This window comes from Acinetobacter sp. Z1 (assembly GCF_024296945.1).
GTDB classification, from domain to species: domain Bacteria; phylum Pseudomonadota; class Gammaproteobacteria; order Pseudomonadales; family Moraxellaceae; genus Acinetobacter; species Acinetobacter beijerinckii.
This window is the reverse complement of the sequence record NZ_CP101115.1, coordinates 1,974,403-1,988,442: the sequence shown is the minus strand read 5'-3', so window position 1 is coordinate 1,988,442 and position 14,040 is coordinate 1,974,403. Positions and strand designations below refer to the sequence as shown.

8 protein-coding genes are annotated in these 14,040 nt (G+C 38.0%); 7 read left to right on the top strand and 1 reads right to left on the bottom strand.

The window, feature by feature from the left end; genetic code table 11:
* Positions 1–29: 29 nt before the first annotated feature.
* From NGC85_RS09290 to NGC85_RS09270, 5 genes are all read left to right on the top strand, one after another.
* Positions 30–4,535 (top strand): translocation/assembly module TamB domain-containing protein, encoded by a 4,506-nt coding sequence (locus tag NGC85_RS09290; RefSeq protein ID WP_254730479.1) that lies wholly within the window; start codon positions 30–32, stop codon positions 4,533–4,535.
* Positions 4,536–4,671: 136 nt separating this feature from the next.
* The gene (locus NGC85_RS09285) at positions 4,672–5,157 is read left to right on the top strand and encodes a DUF4124 domain-containing protein (protein WP_254730470.1); all 486 of its coding nucleotides are present in this window, start codon (positions 4,672–4,674) and stop codon (positions 5,155–5,157) included.
* 103 nt (positions 5,158–5,260) lie between these two features.
* The gene (locus tag NGC85_RS09280) at positions 5,261–5,620 is read left to right on the top strand and encodes a hypothetical protein (RefSeq protein ID WP_254805579.1); all 360 of its coding nucleotides are present in this window, start codon (positions 5,261–5,263) and stop codon (positions 5,618–5,620) included.
* A 259-nt stretch (positions 5,621–5,879) separates the two neighbouring features.
* Positions 5,880–8,519, top strand: a complete 2,640-nt coding sequence (locus NGC85_RS09275) for a bifunctional aconitate hydratase 2/2-methylisocitrate dehydratase (protein WP_254730467.1) — start codon at positions 5,880–5,882, stop codon at positions 8,517–8,519.
* 63 nt (positions 8,520–8,582) lie between these two features.
* Positions 8,583–10,274 (top strand): ATP-dependent endonuclease, encoded by a 1,692-nt coding sequence (locus NGC85_RS09270; protein WP_254730464.1) that lies wholly within the window; start codon positions 8,583–8,585, stop codon positions 10,272–10,274.
* A gap of 179 nt (positions 10,275–10,453) precedes the next feature.
* Here NGC85_RS09270 and NGC85_RS09265 read toward each other — a convergent pair whose 3' ends face one another.
* Positions 10,454–11,911: a DASS family sodium-coupled anion symporter gene (locus tag NGC85_RS09265; protein WP_254730461.1), complete on the bottom strand. Its 1,458-nt coding sequence runs from the start codon at positions 11,909–11,911 to the stop codon at positions 10,454–10,456.
* 268 nt (positions 11,912–12,179) lie between these two features.
* Between NGC85_RS09265 and NGC85_RS09260 the strand changes: the two genes are divergently transcribed.
* Together NGC85_RS09260 and NGC85_RS09255 are read left to right on the top strand one after the other, a co-directional pair.
* Entirely contained in the window at positions 12,180–13,163 is a 984-nt protein-coding gene (locus NGC85_RS09260; RefSeq protein WP_254730459.1) for an ion transporter, read from the top strand.
* 254 nt (positions 13,164–13,417) lie between these two features.
* The gene (locus NGC85_RS09255; RefSeq protein ID WP_254730457.1) at positions 13,418–14,023 is read left to right on the top strand and encodes a DUF2238 domain-containing protein; all 606 of its coding nucleotides are present in this window, start codon (positions 13,418–13,420) and stop codon (positions 14,021–14,023) included.
* Positions 14,024–14,040 lie beyond the last annotated feature (17 nt).

The window sequence follows — 14,040 nt, the reverse complement described above, 5'->3', positions numbered from 1 at the left end:
CGAGAAGGTCAAACAATTTTAGGTCGATTATGTCGGAAGTAGAACAGCAACCAACAGCTCCTATTGGACCAAAACAAAAGCGGCATATACTCCGTAGTATTTTGCTGATTGTGCTTATCATTTTTTTACTCTTTATAAGTTCATTCCTTGTCATGATGTCTACGGATAAGGGAAGTCGCTTTCTATTAGATCGTGTCCTCAAGAGTCAAACCATCATTACTTATGAATATGAGGGTGGTAATTTGCTCAGAGGGATTATTCTTAAAAATGTATTATTAAAGCTCAGTGCTGTAGATGTATCGCTTGATCGTGCTGATGTATCTTTGGGCTGGCGTGCAATCCTCAATAAAGAAATACATTTAAGTCATGCTGATGTTCGAAACTTAAAGGTTATAAACAAAAAACCACCTTCAGATAAACCATTTGCATTTGATGCTATTAAATTACCTTTTGTTTTGCGTATAGATGAGGCGACTTTAGATCATTTGCAAATTAAAACGGCAACATCTAAAGTTGATTTTAATGATGTTTATTTAAAAGACGCACTTTGGTCAGGGACTAAACTTGAGTTTGAAGATTCTCGAATGGATATGGGCTATCTGGCAGTTAAAAATGCCAAGGGTAGTATGGACTTTAGTGGCAAATATCCAATTGATGCCAAGGCAGATGTAATTATTCCGTCTTTAAAAAGTTTAGATATACACACAATAAAACTGGTAGCGACAGGTACTCTAGATACTTTAAAAGCAGGAATTGCAACGACTACACCTGATTTACTTACAGGCTGGGTAAGACTTCACCCAGTACGTGAACATGTTCCTATGCAGGGTGAGTTGTTGTTTAAAAACTATCATTTACCACTGATGAAAGAACAAAAATTATTTGCAAAAGATGGTGTTGCTAGATTCAGCGGTGATATTGAAAAGTTAGTGCTAAATTTAGACACAGATCTAAAAGGTGAGCAAATTCCAGAAGGTAAATATACTGCGATTATGGATACTGATCTGGTAAATCAACTAAATATCCGTGATTTTAATGGACAGTTGATGGGCGGTTCGGTTACCTTAGCAGGCTTGGTGAATTGGCACGATCATGTATCATGGGATATTAAAGGGCGTTTAAATCGTCTGAATCCTAAAGATAAAACAGTTCCTCAAGTCGCTCAAGATTTTTTACCGCCTAATTTGGACGCAAATCTAAGTACCTCAGGTTCGATGGAAAAAGGCTTGGCTCTAATTGCCAATCTTGCCTTTGATCAATACGAAACGTGGACAGTTAAACTAGACCAAGCCGCTTCAAAAGATAATCAATCACAGCCGATGTTGTTGAATGTTGCTTGGAAAAATATTGATCGCGCTGTGCCTTATATTGGCTGGCTAAGTAGTGATGAAGGTCAAACCAATGTAACTTTAAAAGATGGTCAGCAAGATGTATTTGTTTCAACGACGGTTCGCCAGCATGAGCAAACATTATTGCCGACAGGAAAGTACGAAGCTCGACTTGATTTGAAAGATAATCTTTTAAATGTGGAAAATTTTTTATATCAAGCTGATAAGGGTAAGTTAACAGGTCAAGCAAAAGTTAAATTACCAAATGAAAAGCAACAATTGGTTTGGAATGCGGATTTAAAAGCCGAGAATTTTAACCCTCAAAGCATTTCAACTGCCGCGCCAGTGAATTTGTTAAATGGTCAGATCAAAGCGAATGGTTTTGCAAAACCAAATCAACAAATCATTAAGTTTGATCAAATTGATTTAAAAGGACAAATTCCTCAAGCTGGTAAAGTTGAGACTGTTGCACTAAAAGGTAAAAGTACTGCGGCTCTGATTTTCAATGATCAAAAGGCTGGTGGCGGTTTCAAAAGCTTTGCGGTGAATTATGATGGTTCATTGAATGCTTTGAATCAAGGCAATGGGCTATTGAAAATCGATCTAGCAGGCACACCTGAATATATTAAAATTAATGAATTAAAGCATGATGGTGTTGCGGGTAAAGTATTTGCAAAAGGTGCAGTAAATCTAAAAGATAAAATTGGATGGGATATTCAAGCTTCGCTAGTACGATTTAAGCCACAATATTTCGTTTCAAGTGTAAAAGGTGAAATTTCTGGAAATGTAAACTCACAAGGTGTGTGGTCTGATAAATTAAAACGAATTGATATTAGACAATTAAATGCTGCTGGTTTGATTAATAACAAAGCCATACGTGGCCGTGGTAATTTATCATTATTACTAGACTCGAATCAAAAAGGCTTTTTACCTCAACAGTTTGAAGCAAATGATTTATTTCTTTCATATGCTCAAAATCAGTTGCAAGCAACGGGTAATGCTCAAAATTTAAGAATCAAATTAAATGCACCTGCGTTATATGAACTTTATCCTGGATTACAAGGTCGTGCATACGGCATTTTGAATGTGCAATCGCAGCCAAGGTTAAAAGCCACTGCAAATATTGCCGTTGATAATTTTGCGTTTAATGATTTAGCCAGTATCAAATCATTACGTATACAAGGTGAGTTGCCAACCTCAGAAACAACACCGACTTTATTAACTACAAAAATTGATCGCTTGCGTAACGGTAATCGAGAAATTGAAAATGCGACGATCAGCTTGGCTGGTACGCGTAAAGCACATTTATTAAAAGTTGAAAGTAAAAATCGTCAATCGAATTTTTATGTACAGCTAGCAGGTGGTTTTAACCAAAATAATGATTGGTTAGGACAACTCCAAAAAGGTAATTTTAGTTCGCGTCGTGTCAATCTTGTACAAAACCAAAGTGCGCCAATCGTTTATTCAACTGCATTGTCCGAGTTATTTGTAGGGCAACACTGTTGGCAGAGTTCAAGCAGTCAGGTGTGTTTGGATCAGTCCGCTCGCATTAGCAAAGCCAAAGGTAATTTCTCAGTCATTACCAAAAATCTAGACTTAAATGACTTTGCTGCATTTATGCCTGAAGGATTGGCAGTCACTGGATTATTAAATGGTTATGCGAGAGCATCTTGGGTGAGTGGTGCTCGTCCAAAAGTGGATGCAAGCCTAGTGACTCGTAATGGCAAAATTGGTTTAGCTGCAGCAGATCCGCAGGATATTGCGACGACAGTTACCTACGATGAGTTAAGTCTTCTAGCAAAAAGCGTGACTGATGGATTGTTATTCCGTGTTGATATGAAAACGCCTGATATCGGAACAGGTTATGCAAACGTCATTATTAATCCATTCCAAAGCACTATGCCAATGCGTGGAGAAATCGCTTTTGATGATGTGCAACTCAAAATTTTCAAACCATTTATTAAAGATGTACGCTCAATGGGCGGTACTTTAGCGCTGGCAGGTAAGGTAAATGGAACGCTGACTCAACCACAATTTACAGGTGAAATGCGTTTAAAAAATGGTGCAATCAGTATGATTTCACTGCCTGTAAATTTAAACAATATTCAACTTTACTCATCTATCCGTCAAGATTCTGCAAGTATCGATGGGGCATTTAATAGTGGTCAAGGTGTTGGTCGACTTAAAGGTAGTTTTGATTGGAAAGATAATCCACATCTCGCATTGACTTTAAAAGGTGATAATTTATTAATTCGCCAAGCACCGATGATCACTGCAATTGTAAAACCAGATTTAAGCCTTGATGTATATCCGTTTGATCAACGTTTAAGTTTAAAAGGTACAATTGATGTTCCGCGTGCTCGTATTTCAATGCCAGAAAGTTCTGCAACAGTGGTTAATGTTTCTCCGGATGTTCGCGTTGTTCAGCAAGGTCAAGACTTATTAGCGACCCTAAAAGCTGCAAAACCATGGGATATTCGTGCTGATATGACAGTGACTTTGGGTAATCAAGTTATTTTCCAAGGCTTTGAAAGTAATATTCCTTTAGTAGGGCGTTTACATCTTTCACAACGTGGCTTAGAAACAGCAATGCGTGCTAACGGTGCGATAGGTGTGAGTCAAAAAGTGAAAATCGAGGCCTATGGTCAAAGTCTTGATTTGAATAGAGCGATTGCACGTTTTAATGGGCCACTTGCAAATCCAACACTAGACATTGATGCCAATAAACCAGTACAAGGTAGTATGGTGGGCGTGCGCGTTACTGGTACAGCAACGGTTCCTAATATTCAAGTGTACAATGATGCAGGTTTATCTGAACAAGAAGCGTTAAATGCATTACTGACAGGACGAATTAATGAGGGTAACAGCGGTTTAAGTAATACAGAGGGCTTTAAATCTGATGTAAACAATACAATCGCTGCTGCTGGTATTAGTATGGGCTTAGGTGGTACGCGAGCACTGACCAATCAAATTGGGCGAACTTTTGGTTTAAGTGGTTTAGCACTGGATGCACAAGGTACTGGCGATGATACTCAAGTCAGCCTAACAGGCTATATCACACCAGACTTATTCATTCGTTATGGTATTGGTGTATTTACGCCCGTGAATAAACTGACTTTACGATATCAGATGAACCGTCGACTTTATTTAGAAGCAAGTCAGTCATTGGAAAGAGCGTTAGACGTTTTCTATAATTGGCGATTCTAATGATCTAAGATTAAAAAGCCTGTTTTATATTGATAAAGCAGGTTTTTTTTTGACTATTTTTTATAATAAAAAAATGGTAAAATTAATTTAAGTTATTGAAAAGTATATATTTATTGACAATTTTTGGAGTTATGAGATGAAATCTGTCACTTTTGGTCAGCTTTGGGCAGTCATTGGTTTAGGATTAATGTGTATTACAAACCCAACCTATGCCAAAGAATACTATAAGTGGGTAGATGCTCGTGGGGTAACGACGTATTCCGCTACGCCACCACCAAGTCAAAAGAAAGAGCCACAACTTGACCCGCTTAAAAAAACTACAAATGCTGTTTCGGCGGAGCAAAGTATCGGGATGTCCAGTAGTTCAGCAGTGAAAGATACCAAATCAGTTAACCCAACATCAGCTATTCCAACGAATGTTATAAATAAGCCAGTTGTCACAGCTTCTAATGATAAATTAAATGCTGCTAGTGAAATGGTCACTTCAATCAAAAGCTGTAATGGCGTTAGATGCTGGGATGCAAAAGGTAAGATTTTTAATTTAGTTGCAGGTAACACCTATCTTTCGTCAACAGGTGGAAAATGCCAAAAAATTTCAAATAACATGCGCTGTAGCAAATGATTTGTATATTTTTATTACCAACTGAATCTTTTTAAAGGCTTCCTTTTTGCAAAATGAATCAGTTTGAGTATGATGTGTGCATCAAATTAATCGCAGTATGATGATGAAAAAGGTTTTGTTGATTGCAGTCGGTTTGGTTTTAGGTGGTTGTGCAGATAAAAAACCATTAACACCAGAACAGCAATGGCATGGATATTGTGTGAGTGTGGGTAATGCGGCTCGCTCAATTACTTTAGATCGCCAAAATGGAATCGAGCAAAAACAAGCCAAAGAACACGCGGCTAAAATTGAAGATGAAACTACGCGTAAATTTATCTTTGAAATTTTGGATGAAGTGTATGCAATTCCTGTTGATCAACTTAAAGCCGATCCTGATGCGATTCGTGAACAGCTCAAGCAGAAATTTATGAATCAATGTTTGGAAACACCACACGAAAAGCTTCCAAACTATAAATCATTTTAATGTGTTAATGAAAAAGGCAACACCAGTTGTCTTTTTTTATGGGTGTAATTCTTTGTTTTATTGAGCTTTGATCTAATACCAAAGCGGTATTTAAAACAGATGAACATTTCGCTATAAAATAATGGGCATCACGTAGAAATACGGTAGTTCGATTAACTTTTATCGCGAAGTCTAGTAAAATTTTGCTGTCCATATTACTTGTGAAGCTTGTAGAAAGCTGGAACTTGCGAGTAATTTTTTAAAAAAGAGGAATAACACTGTGCTAGAAGCTTACCGCCAACACGTTGAAGAACGTGCCGCACTCGGAGTCCCACCGAAGCCACTTGATGATGCTCAAACTGCTGAACTTGTAACTTTATTAAAAAATCCACCAGCAGGCGAAGAAGCTTATTTAGTAGATTTGCTTGAAAATCGTGTTCCAGCAGGTGTTGACCAAGCTGCTTATGTAAAAGCTGCATTCTTATCTGCTGTTGCAAAAGGTGAAGCGACTTCTCCACTAGTAACTAAAGAGCGTGCAGTTTATTTACTTGGCACAATGCTTGGTGGTTACAACGTAGCTCCTCTTGTTGATCTTCTTGATAATGCTGAACTAGCAGAATTAGCTGCTGAAGCATTAAAGAAAACACTTCTTGTATTTGATGCATTTCACGATGTAGCAGACAAAGCTAAAGCAGGTAATGTTGCTGCTAAAGCTGTATTACAATCTTGGGCTGATGCAGAATGGTTCACTAGCCGTGCTGATGTTCCAGAAGAAATAAAAATCACTGTGTTCAAAGTAACTGGTGAGACGAATACAGATGACTTATCTCCAGCGCAAGATGCGTGGAGCCGTCCTGATATTCCATTACATGCAAATGCAATGTTGAAAAACGAGCGTGATGGTATCAACCCTGAAAAACCAGGTGAAGTTGGTCCATTAAACCAAATCAAAGAATTGATCGCGAAAGGCAACCAAGTTGCTTACGTTGGTGACGTTGTTGGTACAGGTTCTTCTCGTAAATCTGCAACTAACTCTGTTCTTTGGTTCTTCGGTGACGAACTTCCACACATTCCAAACAAAAAAGATGGTGGTGTGTGCTTAGGTTCTAAAATCGCTCCAATTTTCTTCAATACAATGGAAGATGCGGGTGCATTACCTGTAGAAATCGACGTTGCCAACATGAACATGGGCGACGAAGTTGTATTGAAAATTGACCACGCTGCTGCAAAAGTTACTGCTTTTAAAGATGGCGTACAAATTTCAGAAGCTGAACTTAAAACACCTGTACTTTTAGACGAAGTACGTGCTGGTGGTCGTATTAACCTGATCATTGGTCGCGGTTTAACTGCGAAAGCGCGTGAAGAATTAGGTCTTGCACCTTCTACTTTATTCCGTACTCCAGTACAACCTGCTGACACAGGTAAAGGCTTTACACAAGCTCAGAAGATGGTTGGTCGTGCATGTGGTTTAGCTGAAGGTCAAGGTATCCGTCCAGGAACTTACTGTGAACCTAAGATGACGACTGTTGGTTCTCAAGATACAACTGGTCCTATGACTCGTGACGAGTTAAAAGACTTAGCGTGCTTGGGCTTCTCAGCTGACTTAGTGATGCAGTCTTTCTGTCACACTGCTGCATATCCAAAACCAGTTGACGTAACAACTCACCATACATTACCAGACTTCATCATGAACCGTGGTGGTGTATCTTTACGTCCAGGTGACGGTATTATCCATTCTTGGTTAAACCGTATGTTACTTCCAGATACTGTTGGTACTGGTGGTGACTCACATACTCGTTTCCCAATCGGTATTTCATTTCCAGCGGGTTCTGGTCTTGTTGCGTTCGCAGCTGCAACTGGCGTTATGCCACTTGATATGCCTGAATCTGTACTTGTTAAGTTCAAAGGTAAAATGCAACCTGGTATCACTTTACGTGACCTTGTACATGCAATTCCTTACTACGCGATTCAAGCGGGTGACTTAACTGTGGAGAAGAAAGGTAAGAAAAACATCTTCTCTGGTCGTATCCTTGAGATCGATTTATCGGAAATGGAAAATGACTTGACGGTTGAGCAAGCATTCGAACTTTCTGATGCATCTGCTGAACGTTCTGCTGCTGGTTGTTCAATCACACTTTCTGAAGAGAAAGTTGCTGAATACTTACGTTCTAACATCACCATGTTGAAGTGGATGATCGCAGAAGGTTATGGCGATGCTCGTACAATGGCACGCCGTGCTGAAAACATGCAGAAGTGGTTAGACAACCCAAGCTTGTTAAAAGCTGATGCAGATGCAGAATACTTAAAAGTTTACGAAATCGATCTTGCTGACATCAAAGAACCAATCCTTTGCTGCCCGAACGATCCAGATGACGCGAAACTTCTTTCTGACGTTCAAGGTGACAAAATTGATGAAGTGTTCATCGGTTCTTGTATGACCAACATCGGTCACTTCCGTGCGGCTGGTCAGTTACTTGATAAAGTACCAAGTGGTTCATTAACGACTCGTTTATGGTTGGCTCCACCAACACGTATGGACGAACATCAGTTGATGGAAGAAGGCATGTACAACATCTATGGTCGTGCTGGTGCGCGTACTGAGATGCCAGGCTGTTCATTGTGTATGGGTAACCAAGCACGTGTAGCACCGAATACGACATGTGTATCGACTTCTACTCGTAACTTCCCGAACCGCTTAGGTCAAGGTGCAAACGTTTACTTAGCTTCTGCTGAGCTTGCATCTGTAGCTGCTGTTCTTGGTAAATTACCAAGCCCAGAAGAATATCAACAGTACGCGTCGCAAATCGACAGCGCTTCTGCTGACATCTACAAATACTTAAACTTCGACAAGATGAGCGAATATACAAATGAAGCTGATCAAGTTGATACTAAGAAAATCCAAGCTGCTCAATTGACTTAATTTATTGATAATTAAGTTTAAATGAGTTAAAAATAAGGGCTGATTAATCAGCCCTTTTTATTTATGAAATTAACTAAATTTACAATTAAAAATTTTAGAAGTATTACAGACGGTAGTGAAATTAATTTAACAGACTATTCTGTACTAGTAGGGAAAAATAATGAAGGTAAAACAACAGTATTACTAGCATTGAAAATGGCAATGGATGCTTTAATTAGCCATGGGAGGAGTGGTACAACGCGGAATAGATTCCTACTAAGTCGGAGAGATAATAGGTACGAATGGGAAAGGGATTTCCCCATTTCATTACAAAACAAATCAAGGATTAAAAAAGTTACCATTTTTAGATTGTATTTTGAACTGGATGTTAGTGAGCAAGCAGAATTCAAAAGAGTAATAAAAAGTATTAGTAATAAATCTCTATGTATCGAAATTACTTTTGATGAAAAAAGTAATCCTGATTTTTTAGTTCCTAAAAGAGGGAGTAGTGCATTAACAAAGAAATCGGCTATTGTATCAAAATATATTGCAGAGAGAATACAGTTTACTTATATTCCTGCGATTAGAACAGATAAAGAAGCTATTGAAGCAATTAATAGTATGATTGAGGAGGAGCTTAGGAAACTTGAAGAAAAGCAAGATTATAAGGACGCTCTTAGTGTCATTGCTCATCTTCAGCAACCAGTTCTTGATAATGTATCACTTTCAATAGAACGTTCTTTGCAAAATTTCTTACCTAATATCCAAAAAGTCGAATTAGGAATTTCAGAAGATGACAGAAGATATAGATTACGAAGAGATTATTTTGTAGAAATTGATGATGGAAATAAAACAGATATTAGGTATAAAGGTGATGGAGTTAAAAGCCTTGCCGCAATTGGTTTGTTAAAAGATCGTCAGAAAATACACAACGGTGCTTCAATTATTGCAATAGAAGAACCTGAGTCACATTTACATCCTTCTGCGATGCATAGTTTAAAGCAAGCTCTTGAAGAGCTTTCAGTAGAAAATCAATTGGTTATATCGACACATAATCCAATATTTATCCATCGTGATAAATTATTAAATAATATATTAGTATCAGAGAATAAGGTTAAATCTGTTAAAAAAATACAAGAAATTAGGGATTGTTTAGGGGTAAGAATATCAGATAATCTTGAGCATGCTAGGAAAGTAATTATAGTTGAAGGTGAGTGTGATTTCATAATCATATCTAAATTAATAAAGGAAAGAAGTGCAAATTTAAGTAAGCAAATGAAAGAAGGAGATTTGGTTGTTAAGTATTTAGGGGGAGTGAGTAAATTAGGTTATATGTTGAAACACTATCAAGAAATGCTATGCTCTTGTTTTATAATTGTAGATAATGATGAGGCTTCAAAAGTAATTTTGCCAAAACTCATTGATGCTAAAGAGATATCTAATTCTTCTTATAGTTATTTAGTGGCAAAAGGTAAGAAAGAAACGGAAATTGAGAATTTATTTAAAATAGAGGTTTATATAAAGCAAATTGAAGATGATTATGGAGTTAATCTAAAATCTACTAAATTTAGTCAAGATAATAATAAGTGGTCTCATGCTCTGAAGAAGGCTCTTGAATCTCAAGGAAAAGATTTATCGGAAGCAGCACTTAGTACACTAAAAAAAGCAATAGCTATTCAAATTTCTAATTCATCTGTTTATGAGAGTGTACATGAATGCAATAGAAATTATGTAGATAGCCTTATTGAGCAGTTGGAAAAAAAATTTCATAATTAATTTCGAAAGAACATTAAGAAAATAATTAATGTAATCAGCCCTATTTTATAGGGCTGATTACATTGGTCTATTTAGACTTGTATAAATTTAACTATTAAATATCAGTCTGCGTAAATAGTATAATGTAGCTGTTATACTATTTAATTAATATTAAACCAATTGTAGTTTATTATTTCCAATCACCAATATCCCAACACTTTCCACCAAGGTCCGCCAATCACCACAAAGATGATGATATTGACGACACTCATGACAAAGCCAGCTTTCCACCATTCCCCCAATGTGGTGTAACCCGAACCAAATACCACAGGCGATGTACCCGTTGCATAATGGGTTAAGGTCATCATGATACTGGAAGCGGCTGCCATCATTAAAGCAAACAACATCGGTGGCGCACCCAACGCCAGTCCAGCCGTATAGAAGGCCGCAAACATGGCAGTGATATGCGCCGTGGTGCTGGCAAACATATAATGTGCATACAGATAGGCAAGCATGAGCAATAAACAGGCAGGCATCCAGCTTAGACCTAAATGACCAATCCCAGTTTCGAGCACACCTGAGAACCATGTGATTAAACCGAGCTTATTTAAATAAGTCGCCATCATCACCAAGGCTGCAAACCAAGTGATGGTATCCCACGCGTTTTTTTGCGTCAGGATATCTTCCCAAGTCAGTACGCCAGTGATTAGCAGCAAGCCCAAACCAATAAAGGCAGTTGTGGTGGGATCAACCGCCCAAGCTGAGCCAAAAATCATGGCAGGGATACCTGCCCATAACAGCAGTAAAATACCGAATACGCCGAGCATAATGATTTCATTTCGACTGACTGAACCCATTTCCTGTAACTTAGTTTTTGCAAACTGAGCGGCATTAGGCGTTTCTTTAACTTCGGGTGGATACATCCAGTACATGATCAACGGCATGATGATTAACGCAATTAAACCGGGTAATAACATTGCAATTGCCCATGTACTCCAACTCAATGAAATTTCACTATTGGTTGCTTTCGCTACCAGATCAACCACCAAAGGGTTAGGGGCGGTCGCGGTAATAAACATGGCAGAAGTAATGGGGTTGGCTTGGTAGTTGACCAAAGCTAAATATTTCCCCATACGACCTTCGGTGCCTTTGGCTGGGTCAGAGTCGTAACTGGTAGAAATTGCACGGACAATCGGATGAATAATCCCGCCACCACGTGCGGTATTACTTGGGGTAACAGGTGCAAGAATCAGTTCAGACAGAACCATGCTATAACCGATACCAATGGTTTTCTTACCCCAAACTGCTATAAATAAATAGCCTAAGCGTGCACCGAGTCCCGTTTTTTGCAGACCTTTGGAGATCATGATCGAAATACCAATCAACCAGATTAGAGGATTGGAAAAACTACTGAGCGCATCTTGAATGGCTCCACTTGGGCTGTCATTGGTTACACCTGTCACGGCAACCAACGTAATGGCAATAATCGCAATCGCACCAATTGGCATAGCTTTACCGATAATTGCAGCAATCACACCAACAAACATTGCCAATAAATGCCATGCATCAGGATCAACTCCTCCGGGCACAGGAATAACGAACCAGATCAGTAATGCAATAAATAAAGAGATAAGCGTAGGGAGAGCTTTAAATCCCATCTAATTTCCCCTTGTTGTATGGATTTAATAAAATTTATAGTTCTTTATGAATGAATCGTTAAAGAAAATAGCTACTAAGTCTTTATTATCATTGAAGAGAACGTCGAACTGCAAAGAGAGTTTTGTTGAAACAGCGTTATATTAGGCAGTGAATAGACAAATGATTTGCTTGTATAAAAGGAAATAGCTATTGGGAACAAAATCTCTTATTAAATTTTTGAGCAACATGCTACATTTTCAACTTGCTTGATCAAATAATAAGTATGGTATGACTCAATTTTCATTACAGCAATCAAGACGTTTTGTTTATAACATTCTCCACGACGATGAGTATAAAAGTAAGATTAGTATTTGTATAAATTATTTATTGATTGCTTTGATTATTGGCAATGTTGCAGCGGTATTATTAGAGTCAATCAATGAAGTCTATAAGTTGTACCAGCCTTACTTCAATATTTTCGAAAATCTTTCGATCTTCATTTTTAGTGCTGAATACCTTCTTAGGTTTTGGAGTATTGCTGAAAAAGACCCAACTCAATCTGCTTGGAAGCAACGCATACAGTGGATGAAAAGTGGCGGTGCAATAATTGATTTGATGGCAATTTTACCTGCCTATTTAAACTTCATTGTGCCGATTGATTTGCGTTTCTTACGTGTTCTGCGTTTAGTGAGGTTACTCAAACTAACGCGTTATTTTGTGTCATTACAAATTCTTTTACGCGTCATTCAACGCGAAAAAGGATCATTCCAAGCAGTTATTTTTATCTTATTCATTATGATTGTGATGACAGCTTCTGCAATATATGTAGTAGAAAATAAAGCTCAACCTGAGGTATTTAGTTCGATACCGCAAGCAATGTGGTGGGCAGTGGTTACTTTGACTACAGTGGGTTATGGCGATGTCACACCTGTGACCAATTTAGGTCGGATACTAGGCGCATTTATTACTATTCTTGGTGTTGGTATCGCTGCTTTACCAGCTGGTATTTTAGCTTCTGGTTTAGCAAATGAATTGAATCAACGTAATCAAAGACTTGAGCAAGAATTCCGTGAAGTTTTGCAAGCCAAAGGTCTAGACTTGCTGCATGACCAAGATGAAATTGAAAGGATTAGAAAAAAAGTGGGCTTGCCTAAAGAGCAAACGCATGAAATTATTATGCAATTGGTTCGAGAAAAGTTAATTGAAGATCAGGAGCAAGAAAACAAACAATATCGGTTTTGCCCGCATTGTGGGGAAAAACTATCTGAATAGTTTGAAATGGATGATGAAATTGAATGCTTAAGTGCAAGCCTATGTTATTTATTCTTATGTAATAACGAAAAATTTGACATAAAGTAACTCATTTACGCTGAGTCTTCGTACAATTTATCATCAAGCATCTTAAAAAAATGTAGATAGATGAATTGAATAGAGATGCAATTTAGACATTTTATAATCAATCTCCGAAGCATTGTCTTTAGATTTTTTATATGATGCTATGAAATAAACAATACATATATAAGCTAATGCGTTTTTGTTTTTTATGCTTTGGTACGATGATTCTGGTCATTTTATTAGTGATTTCTGGCATACAACCTTTTGATCGAATCACTTGGTGGCTTGAAGTCACGCCAGTATTGATTGTGCTACCGTTATTATTTGCCACATATAAAGCTTTTCCACTGACTGCGATTTTGTATGTGCTTATTTTCTCACATGCGATTGTATTAATTGTTGGTGGGGCATATAGCTATGCACGTGTGCCTTTGGGTTTCGAAATAGCGCAATGGTTTAGTTTGGATCGAAATCCTTATGACAAGCTTGGGCATTTTATGCAGGGCTTTGTACCAACAATGGTTGCACGTGAAATTCTGATTCGTAATCATATTCTAGCCAAAGGCAAAATGCTCAGTTTCATTGTGATCTGTATTCTATTGGCAATCAGTGCCAGTTATGAATTGATTGAATGGGTGGCGGCATTGTCTTTAGGGCAAGGTGCAGAAGAGTTTTTGGGAACGCAAGGTGATGAGTGGGATACGCAATCAGATATGTTCTTTGCACTGATTGGGTCGATCACAGCCTTACTGTTGTTATCTCGATGGCATGATCGACAAATTGCAAAGTTAATGTAGTCATAGACAAAGCGATG